Here is a 15,759-nt window from a genome sequence, read left to right on the forward strand (position 1 = left end):
CTGACCATACGATACCGAGTCCCATAGGGGAAGGATCGCGCTCCGCTGCCGCTGCATACGCGGTCGTCGTCCTGGACAAGCGAAGCGCTGATCCAGGACCCATCACCACAGGGTTTGGTTTGGCGACGACTCGCGGTTACGAGTTCGCGCCGTACTTCTTCCTGGGGTAATGGGTCCTGGCTTTCGCCAGGACGACATCGTGGCTTACGCCTCCGCCAGCACGCGCGCATTGGCGCGGACCGAGGCTTCGGTGACGCGGATGCCGAGGCCGGGGCCATCGGGCACCACGACGTGGCCGCCGCGATTCGCGACGCGCTCTTCGAGCACGTCCTCGGTCAGCACATGATGCGGCATGTAGAATTCGCAACCAAGCGAGATCCCGGGCGTCGCCGCGATCAGCTGCGTGCCGGCGGCCAGCCCAATGCCGCCCTCCCACAGCGTGCCGCCATAGCCGGGTAGGCCGGCGATGTCGGCGATCGCCATGATCGCCTGCGCCTCGAATAGGCCGCCGGCCTTCATCAGCTTGATCGAGACGGCGTCTGCCGCCTCGCGGCGCACCACCTCCATCATGTCGCGGCGGTCGAAGCAGCTTTCGTCGGCGAGCACGGGCGTTTCCAGCGCCGCGGTGAGCTGCGCCATCACGTCGAGATATTTGCGCGGCACGGGCTGCTCGATGAAGGTCGGCGCAAACTGCTCGATATCGCGCAGGATCTTGATGGCGCCGAACGGCGCCAGCGCCTGGTTGTAGTCGACGCGAAGGTCGACCTTGTCGCCGAACTCGTTGCGGATCGCCTCGAGATGATCGAGATCCTCGCGATGCGGCTTCACGCCGGTCTTGACCTTGTAGATGACGTTGCCGTCCGGAACCATTTTCCGCATGCGCTCGAGGTCGGCGGCGAAATCCGGATCGGCGATGGAGAACGACAGCGGGATCGTGTCACGCACGCGGCCGCCCAGCAAGTCGGCAACCGAAAGTCCCGACGACTTGCCGACGATGTCGAGCAGCGCCATCTCGATCGCGACCTTGGCCTCGGCATGTCCGACCAGCGCGCGATCGAGCTCGGCCGTCAGCGCGCGGATGCGGCGCACCGGCTTGCCGAGCACGATTCCGCGCAAATAAATGTCGAGCGCGGAAAACGCTGCTTCCGGCGTCCCGGTAAACACCTCCCACGGCGCCGCCTCGCCCCAGCCGACCACGCCGTCGCTCGAGGTGAGCTCGATCAGCACACGTTTAACAGTACCCTTGACGTTGCCGACGCCCTGGAGGCGCGTCATCTTGATCGGACTCTCGATCAGGAACAGCCTGATGCGTTCGACGGTCGCTTCGGTCATGTCAGGCCTCCATTGACGTGCCAGATCTGGCCGGTGACGTACGATGCTTTTGGTGACGCCAGGAAGGCGATGATCTCGGCCACTTCCTCCGGCCGCCCGCGGCGGCGCATCGGGATCAGCGCCTCGGTCGCGGCAATCTGCTCGGGTGAAAGCCGGCTCTCGCTCGGCTTGTCCTTGAGGATGAGGCCCGGTGCAACTGCGTTGACGGTGATGCCGTCCTTGGCGAGCTCGACCGCAGTGAGGCGCACCAAGGCTTCCAGCGCGGAGCGGCTCGCGGCCGTCGCGGCAAACGGGGCGAACTCGGGCCGGATCGCATGCGCGACGAATGAGGATACCGCCACGATCCGCGCATCTCGCCCTGCACGCAGCAGCGGCAGCGCGGCGTCCACCAACCGTGTGAACGCCAGCGCCGATTCGTCCATCGCCTGGCGGAACTGATCCGCCGGCGTGCCGATCGCGCTGCCGCGCCGGGCATGACCACCAACCAGAATCAGTCCATCGAGCCGGCCGAAGGCGCGTTGCGTAGCGGCGACGGCATCGGTGACCGCGGCTTCCTCGGCGAGATCGCCGAGGCATTTTGCGACGATCGCGCCTTGCGCTTCGGCTTCCGCTGCCGTGGCGTCGAGGCCGGCTGCGTTGGAGCGCGTATGGAGCAGCAGCGCGGTGCCGGGCGCCGCGAGCAGTTTTGCGGTGGCGCGGCCGATGCCGCTGGCGGCGCCGGTGACGAGGTAGACCCGATCGATATCTGGCATCACGATGCTGTATTGGCCGGCGGCAGCGCGCCGGTGCGGTGGAAATGGCTGAGGAAGGCGCGCGTCGCTGCCTGCTGCGGATTGTCGATGACCTGCCGCGCCGGACCTTCCTCGACGACGATGCCGTCGCGCATGAAGATGAGGCGGTCGGCGACCTCGCGGGCAAAGGCGATTTCGTGGGTCACGATCACCATGGTCATGCCCTCGGACGCCAGCCGTTGGATGACGCTGAGCACCTCGCCGACGAGCTCGGGATCGAGCGCCGAGGTTGCTTCGTCGAACAGCATCACGTCCGGCTCCATCGCGAGCGCGCGGGCGATCGCGACGCGCTGCTTCTGTCCACCGGACAATGTCGCAGGATACTGATCGGCTTTCTCTGCTAGGCCCACCTTCGCGAGTTGGGCCCGCGCCAGCTTCTCGGCGTCGGCCCTGGCCATGCGCCGCACCGTGACCGGTCCCTCCATCACGTTCTGGAGCGTCGTCATGTGCGGGAACAGATTGAAATGCTGGAACACCATGCCGGTGGTGGCGCGGAATTTTGCCAACGTCTTGACATCGGGGAGCTTCGCACCCTCGCCGAACGAAAAGCGGGTGTCGCCGACGCGGACGCTGCCGCCGTCGGGCGCGACCAGGAGATTGACGCAGCGGAGCAGCGTCGATTTGCCGGAGCCGGACGGGCCGATCAGCGCCACGACGCCGCCCTTGGCGACGTCGAGGCTGATGCTCTTCAGGACCTCGTTGCTGCCAAAGCTCTTGCGCAGCGCCCGGATCTCGATCTTGGAAGGGGTGTCGCTCATTCGCTGACCGCCAGTCGTTTCTCGCCGCGCCGGGCAAGGATGGTCAGGGGGATCAGGATCGCCGCGTAAGCGACCGCGACCGCCGTGTAGGTCTCGAGCGGCCGGTAGCTGTCATGGGCGGCGACCTGGCTCTGATAGACCAGATCAGGCACCGCCAGCACCGAGACCAGCGAGGTGTTCTTGAACTGGATGATCGACTGGTTCATCAGCGCTGGGATCATGCGCTTGATTGCCTGCGGCAGCACGATGCGCCGCATCGACTGGCCCGGCGTCATGCCGAGCGCGGCACCGGCTTCGGACTGGCCGCGGTCGATCGAGATGATGCCGCCGCGGATGATCTCCGAATAGAACGAGCCGCCATAGAGCGAGAGCGCCAGCGCCGAGGCCGTGATCGGCGTCATCTCGACGCCGGCCAGGATCGGCAGCGCGTAATAGAACCAGATCAGCTGCACCAGGATCGGCGTGCAGCGGAACGCCTCGATGAAAGTGAGCGCGACCAGGCGCACCGCTCGAAAGCGCGACAGGGTGCCGAACGCGCCGAACAGGCCGAAGACGAGACCGAGCACCACGATGACCACGGTGAAGCCGACGGTGACGCCAAGCCCGTTGAGAAAGAGCCAGCGATAGCTCCAGAGGATGCCGAAGTCCCACTGATACATATTCTTTCGGACCTCAGTCGCGAAGAAGTTTGGTTTGGCAGAGCGGCAGTCTCGCTGCACCTCTCCCGCTTGCGGGAGAGGTCGGCGCGAAGCGCCGGGTGAGGGCTCTTTCCTCTGGGCAAGTCTTGCCAGCGAAGACACCCCCACCCCAGCCCTCTCCCGCAAGCGGGAGAGCACCGCGCCTAGCGGATCGAACCCACCCCAAATTCATCACACGTTACAGCGAGACGCCCGGCGGAATGTCCGCCTCGGTCACGCCCACCAGCTCCATGTTGGTGATGATCGCGTTGCGGATGAAGCCGAGGCCCTTGTTGAAGTCGATCCAGGTGTTGACGTAGTCGCGCCAGGTCTTGTCGCTCTCGCGGCGGAAGCCGGCATTCGACGTGGTGGCGAAGATCGGCGTCGGCAGCACGAACTGGCCGAGCGAGGGGTTCTTCTTCAGCACCGTCAGTGACAGCATGGTGATCAGGCACTGCGCGTCGACGCGGCCGGTCTGAAGCGCGGCGGTGGCGTCGTCGGCGGACTTCAGCCGCGAGATCTGCGCCTTCGGCGTCAGGCGGCTCACGACCTGGTCGTGCGAGGAACCCTGGTCGACCGCGATCTTGACGTCGGGCGAGTTCAGCTCGGCCCAGCTCTTCGGCTTGAAATCCTTCTTGCAGAGGATGCCGAAGGCGTTGTTGAAGACCGGCACCGAGAAGTCGACCACCAGCGCGCGCTTCGGGGTCGGGTTGAGGCCGAAGAAAATGTCGATCTTGTTGGACTGCAGATCGAGCACCGAATTGCCCCACGTGGTCTCGGTGATCTCGAGCTCGGCCTCCATGTCGTCGGCGAGCGCCTTCGCGATGTCGACGTAAAAGCCCTTCCACTGACCGCTGGCGAGATCCTTCATGTAATAGGGCGCGCCGCCGCCGACTGCGCCGATCCGCATCTTCTTGGTGCGGCGGATGCGGGCAAAGGTCGATTCGTTCGGATCGGCCGCCTGGGCCACGGCCGGGGACACCAGCGCGCCCGCGGTCGCTGCGCCAATGGCGCCAAGTCCGACAATCGATGCAACATCACGACGTGTAACCATTGGGATCAATCGCTTTTCTGTTGGATGGAGTTCCGGCAGCGTTCTTACCAAGGCGCCTCCGGCAGTGAAAGCACAGCCTATCGGCTGGGCAGACCGGGAGTTGCCCGGATGCTGGGCAAGCGAGAACCAAGCCCAGCCCGTTCAAGCCGATACCCGCTTGCTTTCCGGTCCTTTTGGCCCCAAATAGGGACCGGGAGATTGGCGGTGGACGAGCCACTCGCCAACCGGGTCAGGTCCGGAAGGAAGCAGCCCTAACGAGGTCCGGATCGGGTCGCTCGTCAGTCTCCTACCAGTTTTTCCGAGCGAATTGCGCCGGCGGCTCAAGCCGCCAGCGCGCTCCTTTCCGCAAAAGCCGGCCGAAAGACATTCCATTGCGGATCGACCGATGACCGACGCTGGCGCCCCTCCCAACCCTGACAGCGCCGGCCAGGCCAGCACGCCCTACCGGGTGCTGGCGCGCAAATACCGTCCCTCCAGTTTCGACGATCTGATCGGCCAGGAGGCGGTGGTCCGCACCGTCTCCAATGCGTTCGAGACCGGCCGCATTCCGCAGGCCTGGATTCTCACCGGCGTCCGCGGGGTCGGCAAGACTACCACCGCGCGCATCCTTGCCCGTGCGCTCAACTACGAGATGCCGGATAGCTCGGTGAAGGGCCCGACCGTCCAGATGCCGACGCTCGGCGTGCATTGCCAGGCGATCATGGAAAGCCGGCACATGGACGTGCTGGAGATGGACGCGGCCTCGCACACCGGCGTCGACGACGTCCGTCAGATCAATGACAGCGTGCGCTACGCGCCGGCCAGCGCCCGCTACAAGGTCTACATCATCGACGAAGTCCACATGCTGTCGACGGCGGCGTTCAACGCCTTCCTGAAGACGCTGGAGGAACCGCCGGAGCACGCCAAATTCGTGTTCGCCACGACGGAGATTCGTAAGGTTCCAGTCACGGTGCTGTCGCGCTGCCAGCGTTTTGACCTGCGCCGCGTCGAGGCCGACGTGCTGATGAAGCATCTCGCCAACATCGCCGCCAAGGAAAGCGTCGAGATCGAGCCGGAGGCGCTCGGCATCATCGCGCGCGCGGCGGAAGGCTCGGTGCGCGATTCGCTGTCGCTGCTCGACCAGGCGATCGCGCATGCGGCGGGCACCGTGAAGGCCGACGCTGTCCGGCAGATGCTGGGGCTCGCCGACCGCACCCGCGTCATCGACCTCTTCGATTCGCTGGCGCGCGGCGACATCGCCAGCGCCTTCAGGGAGTTCCGCGACCAGTACGACGTCGGCGCCGATCCGATCGTCGTGCTCTCGGATCTCGCCGAGTTCGTCAATTTCGTCACCCGCGTGAAGATCGTGCCGGCGACCGCCGACAACGTCGCTTATGGCGAGACCGAGCGCGTGCGCGCGCGGGATTTCGCCTCGAAGATATCGATGCGCGTGCTGTCGCGGATGTGGCAGATGCTGCTCAAGGGCATCACCGAGGTGCAGGCCGCGACGCGGCCCGCCGCGGCGGCGGAGATGGTGCTGGTGCGCATCGCCTATGTCGCCGACCTGCCGACGCCGGACGAAGCGATCAAGATGCTGGAGCAGAACGGCGGCGGTTCGCCGGTCGTGAGCGGTGGCAGTGCCGCGCGTAGCGCGGGCGCCGCGCCGGTTGCGTCCGCAGCGCCTGTTCGCATGCCGAATTCGTCGCCGTCCTCGTTCGGCGGCGGAGGTGGGGCCCGTCCGCAAATGGCTGCGCCCGCCGCTGACCCGCAAGCCGCGGCGCCCGTGTTGCGCGTCACGAGCTTCACCCAGCTCGTCGCGCTCGCCGGCCAGCGGCGCGACCTCCTGACCAAGGGCGCGCTCGAAGGCGACATGCGCCTCGTCCGTTTCGAGGAGGGCCGGCTGGAAGTCGCACTCGAGCCCAACGCCTCCAAGACCATGATTTCCGATCTCGCGCGAAAATTCGAGCTTTGGACCGGGCGCCGCTGGACCGTGATCGTCTCCAACGAGCAGGGCCAGCCGACGCTGCGCTCGGTGAACCAGGCGGCCAAGCAGGAACATGCGCGCACCGCCGAGGCCGATCCGCGGGTGCGGGAGGTGCTGTCGCGTTTTCCGGGTGCGAAGGTCGTCGAAGTCCGCAGACTTGCCCCCGAGGCGCCGGAATCCGATATTAACGCCGACTATGGCAGTGACGATCCGCCCGACGGTTCCGACGGCGACGATCTCTAGAGCATGATCCGGACCCGAAGGGCCGCGCTAGCGCAAAGTGTGAAGCGGTTTTCCGATTGGATCATGCTCAAAACAATAAGCGAAGGCGCGATGATGATTCATCGCGCCAACCAAGGACAGCACCGATGGTCGATATTTTCGGCATGATGAAGCAGGCGCAGCAGCTGCAATCCAAGATGCAGGAGATGCAGGACCAGCTCGCCAACGTCGAGGTCGAGGGCATCTCCGGCGGCGGTCTCGTCGCCGTGCGTATGACCGCGAAGATGGACGTCAAGGGCGTCAAGATCGATCCCTCGCTGATGAAGGCGGAGGAGCGCGAGGTGCTCGAGGACCTGCTGGTCACCGCGTTCGGTGACGCCCGCCGCAAGGCGGAAGCCGCCATGCAGGAGAAGATGCAGGCGCTCACGGGCGGGCTCAGCCTGCCGCCGGGGATGTTCGGCCAGTAATATGGGCGCTGTCGCGGGTCCTGAAATCGAGCGGCTGGTCCAGCTTCTCGCACGGCTGCCGGGCCTCGGTCCGCGCTCGGCGCGGCGCGCCGCGCTGCATCTGATCAAGAAGCGCGAAGCGCTGATGATGCCGCTGTCCTCGGCCATGCAGGTCGCGCTCGACAAGGTCCAGGTCTGCAAGACCTGCGGCAGCATCGACACGCAAAATCCCTGCACGGTCTGCATCGATCCGAAGCGCGATCCCTCGATCATCGTCGTCGTCGCCGATGTTGCCGATCTCTGGGCGCTGGAACGGGCCAATGCGACCCAAGGGCGCTATCACGTGTTGGGCGCGACATTGTCGCCGCTCGACGGCGTCGGCCCGCAGGACCTCACCATCGAGGCGCTGGTCGCGCGCGCGCATGACGCGCAGGTGCATGAAGTCATCCTGGCGCTCAATGCCACCGTCGATGGCCAGACCACGGCGCATTACATCACCGACCTGCTTCAGGACGCCAACGTAAAAGTAACCCGACTCGCCCATGGTGTGCCGGTCGGCGGCGAGCTTGATTATCTCGATGAAGGTACGCTATCGGCCGCGATGCGGCAGCGCACCCTGTTCTAGCCATCCAGACTTACGGAACGGACGACATGACGAAACTTTTCGCCACACGATGGGCTTTGGTCGCGACGATGACGTTGCTGGCAACGCCTGCCATCTCCGCGCAGCAGGACGACGGGGCTCCGCCGCCGTCGAAGCCCGGCAAGCCGATCAATGCCGGCGAGGTGCTCTCGGGCGAGTTGAACACGATGAAAGTGCGCGACGTCAAGAACGTCGGCAAGCGGGTCGCGACCTACCAGATCACCTCCGAGCCGCGCCGGCTGCCGCCGCCGAGCGGGCTGTGCAATCTCGAGACCGGGCCCGAAACCTTCCAGCTCGTTCCCAGCGGCGACGCGCAGGCCGCACAGCTGAAGACGTTCGCCGGCAAGGAGATCTCGGTCAAAGTCGACGAAGTCGCCTGCGCCAGCGATCCCGGCCAGATGAGCGAAGCCGTGATCACGAAGTGGAGCCTGATCAAAAAGCAGTAGCGGCACGCGCGATGTCCTCACCGCGCTTCCGGTGTCATCGCCCGGCTTGACCGGGCGATCCAGTACGCCGCGGCTTCTCGGTCAATCACAACTGTCTCTGGAATACTGGATGCCCCGCCGGAGCCTGTCATCGGGCTCGCCGAAGGCGAGACCCGGTGGCGGGGCATGACAGCGAGCGTTGCGCTAAACCCGCACCGGCCCCAGCGCCTCGAAATGCCCGCGCTTCTGCAGCCAGGCCAGCAGCACCAGGCTCGGGATCGCCACCAGCATGCAGACCACGAAGAACAGCGGCCAGCCGGTCATGTCCGCCACGAAGCCGGCACCTGACGAGAGATAGGTCCGCCCCACAGCGGCAAGCGCGGTGAGCAGCGCATACTGCGTCGCCGTGTGCAGCGGGTTCTGGCAGAGCGCCGATAGATAGGCGACGAAGATCACCGTGCCGATGGCGCTGGTGAAATTCTCAGCCGTGATGGCGAAGGCGAGCGCCCATTGGCTGGTGCCGACGAAGGCCAGCCAGGAGAAGGAGAGGTTCGCGAGCGCCTGCACCACGCCGCCGATCCAAAGGCTGGTCGCAAGCGAATAGCGCCGCGCGACGAAGCCCCCGGCAAAGCCGCCGATCAGCGTCGCAGCGAGGCCCACGCCCTTCACGATCGCCGCATAGTCGTTGCGGGAGAAGCCAAGGTCGATCACGAACGGCGCGGTCATGGTGCCGGAGAAGGCGTCGGTGAACTTGAACAGCACGACGAAGGCGAGTGCTGCAAGCGCGTCTTTGCGCGACAGGAATTCCGAGAAGGCGCCGATCGCCGCGCGCAGCACGCGCGCGAACGCGGTTTCCGTTTGCGTCGCTGCTTCCGCCCGCACCGACTGCTCGGGCTCGGTCGCGATCAGCGCGGTGATCGTCCCGATCAGCACCATCGACGCCATCACCATATAGCCCCACATCCAGGCGGATGTGCGGGTGATGCCGGTGCTCTCGAAGCCCGAGACGATGAACAGCGCGCCGGCGGTCGAGACCAGCATGCCGATGCGATAGGCCGCGACATAGGACGCCATGCCGGCGGCCTGCTCGCTCTCCGGCAGGCTCTCGACGCGGAAGGCATCGACCACGATGTCCTGCGTCGACGAGGTCGTCGCCACCAGCAGGGCGCCGAGCGCGACGTAGAACGGCGAGCGCGCTGGATCGGTGAGCGCCAGCAGCAGGATCGCGACGATCAGCAGCAATTGCGAGAACAGCAGCCAGCCGCGCCGCCGCCCGAACGCGCGCGTGAACAGCGGCACGTGCAGCGCATCGACCAGCGGCGCCCACAGGAATTTCAGCGTGTAGGGCGTGCCGACCAGCGCAAACAGCCCGATGGTCTTGAGATCGACGCCGGATTCCCGCATCCACACCAGCAGCGTCGAGCCCGACAGCGCCAGCGGCAGCCCGGACGAGAAGCCGAGGAACAGCACGATCAGCACCCGCGGCTGCAGGTAAACGGCAAGGCTGTCACGCCAGGAGGTGGCGGGCGCGTCAGCGCCGGCGGAGGAGGTCGCGTCGGGTGCGGTCATGGGAGGGTGTTAGCAGATTCTGGAGGAAAAGACTCTTGCCGAGGTCCGCGAGGCGGAAGCTCTCAACATCCCACAGTGTCATCGTCCGCGAAGGCGGACGATCCAGTACTCACCAGCGTTTCGGTTCAATCACGACCGCCGCAGCGTACTGGATGCCCCGCCTGCGCGGGGCATGACAGCGTCATGGTGGCCCGGCTATCCCGGGATAAAGGTCATCCCAGTTCGGATTGTGCTGCTCGATCAACCGAACCTTCCAGGCCCTGTTCCATTTCTTGAGTCGCTTCTCGCGTTTGATCGCGTTTTCCGGGTCGTCGAACTGCTCGAAGTAGACGAGCCGGGCGACATCGTACTTCTCTGTAAAGCTCTCGATGACCTTCGATTTATGTTCGGCTACGCGGCGAATGAGATCATTTGTCACGCCGATATAGAGGGTGCCGCCGATCTTGCTGGCGAGGATGTAGACGTAGTAGCACCGCGTGCCCATGCCGCCTCTCCTCCGCTGTCATCGTCCGCGAAGGCGGACTATCCAGTACTCACCAGCGTTTCGGTTCAATCACGACCGCCGCGGCGTACTGGATGCCCCGCCTGCGGGGCATGACAGCGTGCCTCAATCCTACTCCCCGGCCTGGAGCTTCCGCGGGAACAGCTCGGCAGCGCCGGTCGCCACCAGATGCGGGCCTTCGGGCGCGTCGGTCTTGCTGAAATCGAGCTCTTCGATGCGCCCAGCGCGTTTCTCGATCTTGTCGGCGGAGATCAGGATCTGGCGGACGTCCTCGTTCGCGTCGGAAAAATGCTTCTGCAATTTCGTCACGCGGTCGCGCAGGCGGCCGAGGTCGTCGCCGAGCTTGATCACCTCGGTGCGGATCTGGTCGGCGGCGTCGCGCATGCGCGCGTCCTTCATGATCTGCTGCATCACCTGGATGGCGAGCATCAAGAGCGAGGGCGACACCAGCACGACGCGGGCGCGATAGGCCTTCTGGATCACGTCGTCGAAACCGTCGTGGATCTCGGCGTAGACCGATTCCGACGGCACGAACATCAACGCCATTTCCTGGGTCTCGCCGGCGACGAGATATTTTTCGGCGATGTCGCTGACATGCTTCATCACGTCGCCGCGCAAGCGCTGCGTGGCGATGCGCTTCTCCTCGTCGCTGCGTGCGTCGTGCAGCGCGGTCATCGCCTCCAGCGGGAATTTCGCGTCGATGCAGAGCGGCCGCTGGTCGGGCAGGAACACAACGCAATCGGGCCGTTTGCCGGTCGAGAGCGTGAACTGGAACTCGTAGGCGCCCTTCGGCAAACCGTCCTGGACGATCGCCTCCATCCGCGCCTGGCCGAAGGCGCCGCGCGACTGCTTGTTGGCGAGCACGTCGCGCAGGGTCGTCACCTGCGTGGTGAGGTCGGTGAGGTTCTTGTGCGCGCTGTCGATGATGCCGAGCCGCTCGTGCAGGGCGCGCAGGCTCTCCATGGTGTTGCGGGTGGTATGCTCCATGGATTGGCCGACACGGTGGGTCACCGAATCCAGCCGCTCGTTGACCGCACGCGCCATGTCGGCCTGGCGACCGGCGAGCGTCTGGGTCATGGCGTCGACCCGGCCCGAAGCCTCGCTCTGGGCGTGCAGCATCTGGCTGACGCGCTCCTCGAGCTCGTCGGCGCGGATGGCGTTGGCCATCGCGAGTTCCGCGCCGCGCCGGGAGGACCGCGCGATCACCACCGCAATGACCACCAGCAGGATGAGGACCAGCGCGCCGAAGCCGATCAGCGCGTCCACGGTGCGCACCGGCCAGTCGCCAGCCAAGAAAATGATCTCGTTCATGCCTCCGCTTCTAGCCGATTCGCTCGACCGCACGAACGAATAGCGAACATTTATGGTAAATGCTCCCTTAATTTTTATGGTTAACGAAACCTGAAGTTTTATGGTTAGCGGAGGGTGGTTAACGGGGTTCCCGGCCGCATTGACCGCATCGGGCGCCCGGATTAAATCGCGGCCATGGCCCTCAGAGAAATCATCATCCTGCCCGACAAGCAGCTGCGTCTGGTCTCCAAGCCGATCGAGAAGGTCACGCCGGAGATCCGCAAGCTTGCCGACGACATGTTCGAGACCATGTACGACGCGCCCGGCATCGGGCTCGCGGCGATCCAGATCGCGCAGCCGTTGCGGCTGATCACCATGGACCTCGCCAAGCCCGACCAGGACGGCGAGACCAAGCCCGAGCCGCGCGTCTTCATCAATCCGGAAATCATCGCCTCCTCCGAGGACCTGTCGGTCTACGAGGAAGGCTGCCTGTCGATCCCCGAATATTACGAGGAGGTCGAGCGTCCCGCGAAGGTGCGGGTGCGCTACACTGATCTGGACGGCAAGGTGCACGAGGAGGACGCCGAAGGCCTCTACGCCACCTGCATCCAGCACGAGATCGACCATCTCAACGGCGTGCTGTTCGTCGACTATCTGTCAAAACTCAAGCGCGACCGCGTGCTGAAAAAGTTCGAGAAAGCCGCCAAGCGCGCGGAGTGAGGTTCTCTGTCATGCCCCTCCGCTTGATCTTCATGGGCACGCCCGATTTCTCCGTGCCGACGCTGCTTGAGTTGGTCGCGCATGGCCACGAGATCGCGGCCGTGTACACCCGCGCGCCGAAGCCCGGCGGCCGGCGCGGCCTGCAATTGCAACCGACCCCGGTGGAAGAGGCCGCGCGAAAACTCGGCGTTCCCGTACTGACGCCGAAGACGTTGAAGACGCCGGAGGCGCTGGAAGAATTTCGCGCCTTCGACGCCGATGCTGCCGTCGTCGTCGCCTATGGCATGATCCTGCCGCAGGCGATCCTCGATGCCCCAAAACTCGGCTGCTACAATCTCCACGCTTCGCTGCTGCCGCGCTGGCGGGGTGCGGCTCCCATCAACCGGGCGATCATGGCCGGCGACGCCGAGAGCGGCGTGATGGTGATGAAGATGGATGTCGGCCTCGACACCGGCGACGTCGCCATGGCGGAACGGCTGGCGATCTCCGACACCATGACAGCGCTCGATCTGCACGACCGGCTCTCGCGGCTCGGCGCCGATCTGATGGTGCGCGCCATGGCCGCGCTCGCCCGCGGCGCGCTTCAGCTCAAGCAGCAGAGCGAGGACAGCGTCACCTATGCCGCCAAGATCGACAAGGCCGAAGCGCGGATCGACTGGACCAGGCCCGCGCGCGAGGTGCTGCGCCATATCCACGGCCTGTCGCCATTCCCCGGCGCCTGGGCCGAACTCGCAGGCGTCGAGGAAAATGCGCGCGTCAAAATCCTGCGCTGCGAGCTTGCTAAGGGGGCCGGCACTCCGGGCGCAGTGCTCGACGATCACCTCACCGTCGCCTGCGGCGAGGGCGCGATTCGCATTCTCGAGCTCCAGCGCGAAGGCAAGGCGCGCATGCAGGCCGCGGACTTCCTGCGCGGCGTGCCGCTGAAGCCGGGAGCCAAATTCACCTGACGCTGTCATACCCCGCGAAGGCGGGGTATCCAGTACGCCGAGGCTTCTCGGTCGAACGGATAGGCTGCGGAGTACTGGATCGCCCGGTCGAGCCGGGCGATGACAGCGAAACTGGACAAGATGCCCCGCTACAAGCTCATCATCGAATATGACGGCGCGCCGTTCTTCGGCTGGCAGGTGCAGGAGACGCTGCCCTCGGTGCAGGGCGCGCTGGAGACTGCCGTCAAGGCGATGACCGGCGCGGATGCGCGTGTGCACGGCGCCGGGCGCACCGATGCCGGTGTGCATGCGCGAGGCCAGGTCGCGCATGTCGATATCGACAAGCAGTTTCCGCAGGGCCGTTTTCGCGACGGGTTGAATGCGCATCTGCGCCCGCATCCGGTGGCGGTGCTCGATGCGGAGCTCGTGCCTGAAACATTCGAGGCGCGTTTTTCGGCCGTGAAGCGCCACTACCGCTACCGCATCGTCAACACCCGCGCCAATCTCGCGCTCGATGCCGGCCACGCCTGGCGCGTGCCGCGCCGGCTCGATGCCGATGCGATGCACGCGGCGGCGCAGCGCCTGCTCGGCAAGCACGATTTCACGACGTTTCGCGACACCGAGTGCCAGGCCAAGTCGCCGGAGAAGACGCTCGACCAGCTCGACGTATTGCGCGACGGACGCGAGATCACCATCGTCACGTCGGCGCGCTCGTTCCTGCACAGCCAGGTGCGCTCGATGGTGGGGTCGCTGATGTGGGTCGGCGAAGGCCGATGGACCGCGGACGATCTCTCCGCAGCGCTCGCCGCGCGTAACCGCGCCGCCTGCGGCATCGTCGCCCCGCCGGACGGGCTGTATCTGATGAAGGTGGATTATTGACGGGGGCGGGCGTTCTCGCCCCATTATTGGTGTCATGCCCCGCGGAGGCGGGGCATCCAGTACGCCGCAGCCTCTCGGTTCAATCACAACCGTCTCTGGAATACTGGATCGCCCGCCCCAGTGCACAATCGCGCACAAGGCGGGCGATGACAGCGGAATGCATGGCGGGTGCTGAGGCCTACCCAAAATACCTCTGCAAGATCCCGCGATACACCTTCGTCAGCTGTTCCAGATCCCTGACCGGCACGCGCTCGTCGACCTGGTGCATGGTCTGGCCGACCAGACCGAACTCGATCACCGGGCAGTAGCTCGAGATGAAGCGTGCATCCGAGGTGCCGCCTGACGTCGACAGCTCCGGCTTGCGGCCCGTCACCTCCTCGATCGCGGACACCGCGAGTTCGGTGAACGGGCCGGGCTTGGTCACGAACACGTTCGAGTTCGAGGGTTCCCAGACGATGCGGGCCCGGATGCGGTTGCCGCAGGCTTTCGTCAGCCGCGTCTCGACCAGCTCGCGCAGGCTCGCCTGGGTGTGGTTGTCGTTGTAGCGGATGTTGAACTTTGCGCGGGCCTGGCCGGGGATGATGTTGTTGGCGGTGTTGCCGACGTCGACCGAGGTGAATTCAAGATTGGAGGCCTGGAACTGGGCGCTGCCATGGTCGAGCGGCTCGTCGGAGATCGCTACGATCAGCCGCGAGATATCCGGCACCGGATTGGCGGCGCGGTGCGGATAGGCGACATGGCCCTGCACGCCGTCGACGAAGAGCGTACCCGATTGCGAGCCGCGGCGGCCGACCTTGATGGTGTCGCCGAGCGTCTCGACATTGGAGGGCTCGCCGAGCACGCAATGGTCGAATTTCTCGCCGCGCTCCGCCGCCCACTTCAACAGCTTGATGGTGCCGTTGATGGACACATCTTCCTCGTCGCCGGTGATCAGGAAGGAGATCGAACCTTTGCCGTCGCTGCGCGGCATGTCGTCGCTGCGCGGCTTGCCGTCGTTCGCGGCGAGATGCTCCAGCACCGCTGCCACCGAGCAGGCGATGCCGCCCTTCATGTCGACCGCGCCGCGGCCGTGCAGAAAGCCGTCCTTCACCTCGCCGGAGAACGCGCCGACGCTCCAGGCGCTCTCGTCGCCCGGCGGCACCACGTCGGTATGGCCGGCAAAGGTGATGTGCGGCCCGTCAGTGCCGATCCGCGCATAGAGATTGTCGACGTCGGCGGTGCCGGGCTCGCTGAAGGTCACGCGGTGGCATATGAATCCGGCTGCGGTGAGAGCTTTTTCAAGCACGCCCAGCGCACCGGCATCGGCCGGAGTTACCGAGGGGCAGCGGATGAGATCGCGGGCAATCGAGAGAGCATCGGTCATGCGCCCCGCTTAACATGCATGCCGCCGGGTGGGCTAGCACTGGGCGGGACAAATTCGATCTCGCCGTTTTGGTCCCAGCCTTTTGTCGAAGGGACGAATGCCGCGCCTTCCTCGGTTTCGGCCAGTTGGTCGCGATGGAGGGAGGGAGGGTTCGACGAGGAGCCGCAAGGGGCTCTTTCACCTCGCCCCGCTTGCGGGG

At 65.5% G+C, this 15,759-nt stretch carries 16 protein-coding genes and 1 other RNA gene; 8 read left to right on the forward strand and 9 right to left on the reverse strand.

Annotation, left to right across the window (positions count from 1 at the left end; translation table 11 throughout):
- Positions 1-204 precede the first annotated feature (204 nt).
- From QCM77_RS38900 to QCM77_RS38920, 5 genes are all read right to left on the reverse strand, one after another.
- Positions 205-1,332 carry a muconate cycloisomerase family protein gene (locus QCM77_RS38900; RefSeq protein WP_280096384.1) on the reverse strand — a complete coding sequence of 376 codons (1,128 nt, stop codon included), beginning with the start codon at positions 1,330-1,332 and terminating at the stop codon, positions 205-207.
- Complete coding sequence (locus QCM77_RS38905; protein WP_279687882.1) at positions 1,329-2,084, reverse strand: SDR family NAD(P)-dependent oxidoreductase; 756 nt, start codon at positions 2,082-2,084, stop codon at positions 1,329-1,331. The genes QCM77_RS38900 and QCM77_RS38905 overlap by 4 nt, the downstream gene beginning before the upstream one ends.
- On the reverse strand, positions 2,084-2,881 hold the full coding sequence (locus QCM77_RS38910; RefSeq protein ID WP_279666179.1) for an amino acid ABC transporter ATP-binding protein: 798 nt from the start codon (positions 2,879-2,881) through the stop codon (positions 2,084-2,086). The genes QCM77_RS38905 and QCM77_RS38910 overlap by 1 nt, the downstream gene beginning before the upstream one ends.
- Complete coding sequence (locus QCM77_RS38915) at positions 2,878-3,540, reverse strand: amino acid ABC transporter permease (RefSeq protein ID WP_279666181.1); 663 nt, start codon at positions 3,538-3,540, stop codon at positions 2,878-2,880. Before QCM77_RS38915 ends, QCM77_RS38910 begins: the two co-directional genes overlap by 4 nt.
- Positions 3,541-3,757: 217 nt before the next feature.
- The gene (locus QCM77_RS38920) at positions 3,758-4,612 is read right to left on the reverse strand and encodes a transporter substrate-binding domain-containing protein (RefSeq protein WP_280096385.1); all 855 of its coding nucleotides are present in this window, start codon (positions 4,610-4,612) and stop codon (positions 3,758-3,760) included.
- 193 nt (positions 4,613-4,805) lie between these two features.
- On the opposite strand from QCM77_RS38920, the gene ffs reads away from it, so the two are divergent.
- The 5 genes from ffs to QCM77_RS38945 all read left to right on the forward strand — a co-directional run bounded on the left by ffs (position 4,806) and on the right by QCM77_RS38945 (position 8,332).
- Positions 4,806-4,902: signal recognition particle sRNA small type (gene ffs, locus QCM77_RS38925), an RNA gene on the forward strand.
- Positions 4,903-4,997: 95 nt separating this feature from the next.
- Positions 4,998-6,818, forward strand: a complete 1,821-nt coding sequence (locus QCM77_RS38930) for a DNA polymerase III subunit gamma/tau (protein ID WP_279687886.1) — start codon at positions 4,998-5,000, stop codon at positions 6,816-6,818.
- A gap of 125 nt (positions 6,819-6,943) precedes the next feature.
- Complete coding sequence (locus QCM77_RS38935) at positions 6,944-7,264, forward strand: YbaB/EbfC family nucleoid-associated protein (RefSeq protein WP_279666187.1); 321 nt, start codon at positions 6,944-6,946, stop codon at positions 7,262-7,264.
- 1 nt (position 7,265) lies between these two features.
- Positions 7,266-7,868, forward strand: a complete 603-nt coding sequence (gene recR, locus QCM77_RS38940; RefSeq protein ID WP_279666188.1) for a recombination mediator RecR — start codon at positions 7,266-7,268, stop codon at positions 7,866-7,868.
- Positions 7,869-7,894: 26 nt separating this feature from the next.
- Positions 7,895-8,332, forward strand: a complete 438-nt coding sequence (locus tag QCM77_RS38945) for a hypothetical protein (protein WP_279666190.1) — start codon at positions 7,895-7,897, stop codon at positions 8,330-8,332.
- Between the two features lie 183 nt (positions 8,333-8,515).
- Here the strand turns inward: QCM77_RS38945 and QCM77_RS38950 are convergent, their stop codons facing one another.
- The 3 genes from QCM77_RS38950 to QCM77_RS38960 all read right to left on the reverse strand — a co-directional run bounded on the left by QCM77_RS38950 (position 8,516) and on the right by QCM77_RS38960 (position 11,693).
- Positions 8,516-9,880, reverse strand: a complete 1,365-nt coding sequence (locus QCM77_RS38950; protein WP_279666192.1) for an AmpG family muropeptide MFS transporter — start codon at positions 9,878-9,880, stop codon at positions 8,516-8,518.
- A gap of 181 nt (positions 9,881-10,061) precedes the next feature.
- The gene (locus QCM77_RS38955) at positions 10,062-10,364 is read right to left on the reverse strand and encodes a GIY-YIG nuclease family protein (protein WP_279666194.1); all 303 of its coding nucleotides are present in this window, start codon (positions 10,362-10,364) and stop codon (positions 10,062-10,064) included.
- A gap of 129 nt (positions 10,365-10,493) precedes the next feature.
- The gene (locus tag QCM77_RS38960) at positions 10,494-11,693 is read right to left on the reverse strand and encodes a DNA recombination protein RmuC (protein ID WP_279666196.1); all 1,200 of its coding nucleotides are present in this window, start codon (positions 11,691-11,693) and stop codon (positions 10,494-10,496) included.
- A 174-nt stretch (positions 11,694-11,867) separates the two neighbouring features.
- Between QCM77_RS38960 and def the strand changes: the two genes are divergently transcribed.
- The 3 genes from def (at position 11,868) to truA (ending at position 14,197) form a co-directional block, all read left to right on the forward strand.
- Entirely contained in the window at positions 11,868-12,392 is a 525-nt protein-coding gene (gene def, locus QCM77_RS38965) for a peptide deformylase (RefSeq protein WP_007597693.1), read from the forward strand.
- 11 nt (positions 12,393-12,403) lie between these two features.
- Positions 12,404-13,339, forward strand: coding sequence for a methionyl-tRNA formyltransferase (gene fmt, locus QCM77_RS38970; RefSeq protein WP_280096386.1), 936 nt, complete (start codon positions 12,404-12,406; stop codon positions 13,337-13,339).
- Positions 13,340-13,459: 120 nt separating this feature from the next.
- Positions 13,460-14,197, forward strand: a complete 738-nt coding sequence (gene truA, locus QCM77_RS38975) for a tRNA pseudouridine(38-40) synthase TruA (protein WP_280096388.1) — start codon at positions 13,460-13,462, stop codon at positions 14,195-14,197.
- A 178-nt stretch (positions 14,198-14,375) separates the two neighbouring features.
- On the opposite strand, the gene dapE is transcribed toward truA, so the two are convergent.
- Positions 14,376-15,560, reverse strand: a complete 1,185-nt coding sequence (gene dapE, locus QCM77_RS38980) for a succinyl-diaminopimelate desuccinylase (RefSeq protein WP_279666202.1) — start codon at positions 15,558-15,560, stop codon at positions 14,376-14,378.
- Positions 15,561-15,759: the final 199 nt, after the last annotated feature.

The sequence above is a fragment of the Bradyrhizobium nivariense genome, assembly GCF_029846695.2.
In the GTDB taxonomy this organism is placed as follows: domain Bacteria; phylum Pseudomonadota; class Alphaproteobacteria; order Rhizobiales; family Xanthobacteraceae; genus Bradyrhizobium.

What these genes read in the sequence shown, in the direction of transcription:
- QCM77_RS38900 (WP_280096384.1), bottom strand. Translation starts at nt 1,332, where the DNA reads ATGACCGAAGCGACCGTCGAACGCATCAGGCTGTTCCTGATCGAGAGT.
- QCM77_RS38905 (WP_279687882.1), bottom strand. Translation starts at nt 2,084, where the DNA reads ATGCCAGATATCGATCGGGTCTACCTCGTCACCGGCGCCGCCAGCGGC.
- QCM77_RS38910 (WP_279666179.1), bottom strand. Translation starts at nt 2,881, where the DNA reads ATGAGCGACACCCCTTCCAAGATCGAGATCCGGGCGCTGCGCAAGAGC.
- QCM77_RS38915 (WP_279666181.1), bottom strand. Translation starts at nt 3,540, where the DNA reads ATGTATCAGTGGGACTTCGGCATCCTCTGGAGCTATCGCTGGCTCTTT.
- QCM77_RS38920 (WP_280096385.1), bottom strand. Translation starts at nt 4,612, where the DNA reads ATGGTTACACGTCGTGATGTTGCATCGATTGTCGGACTTGGCGCCATT.
- QCM77_RS38930 (WP_279687886.1), top strand. Translation starts at nt 4,998, where the DNA reads ATGACCGACGCTGGCGCCCCTCCCAACCCTGACAGCGCCGGCCAGGCC.
- QCM77_RS38935 (WP_279666187.1), top strand. Translation starts at nt 6,944, where the DNA reads ATGGTCGATATTTTCGGCATGATGAAGCAGGCGCAGCAGCTGCAATCC.
- recR (WP_279666188.1), top strand. Translation starts at nt 7,266, where the DNA reads ATGGGCGCTGTCGCGGGTCCTGAAATCGAGCGGCTGGTCCAGCTTCTC.
- QCM77_RS38945 (WP_279666190.1), top strand. Translation starts at nt 7,895, where the DNA reads ATGACGAAACTTTTCGCCACACGATGGGCTTTGGTCGCGACGATGACG.
- QCM77_RS38950 (WP_279666192.1), bottom strand. Translation starts at nt 9,880, where the DNA reads ATGACCGCACCCGACGCGACCTCCTCCGCCGGCGCTGACGCGCCCGCC.
- QCM77_RS38955 (WP_279666194.1), bottom strand. Translation starts at nt 10,364, where the DNA reads ATGGGCACGCGGTGCTACTACGTCTACATCCTCGCCAGCAAGATCGGC.
- QCM77_RS38960 (WP_279666196.1), bottom strand. Translation starts at nt 11,693, where the DNA reads ATGAACGAGATCATTTTCTTGGCTGGCGACTGGCCGGTGCGCACCGTG.
- def (WP_007597693.1), top strand. Translation starts at nt 11,868, where the DNA reads ATGGCCCTCAGAGAAATCATCATCCTGCCCGACAAGCAGCTGCGTCTG.
- fmt (WP_280096386.1), top strand. Translation starts at nt 12,404, where the DNA reads ATGCCCCTCCGCTTGATCTTCATGGGCACGCCCGATTTCTCCGTGCCG.
- truA (WP_280096388.1), top strand. Translation starts at nt 13,460, where the DNA reads ATGCCCCGCTACAAGCTCATCATCGAATATGACGGCGCGCCGTTCTTC.
- dapE (WP_279666202.1), bottom strand. Translation starts at nt 15,560, where the DNA reads ATGACCGATGCTCTCTCGATTGCCCGCGATCTCATCCGCTGCCCCTCG.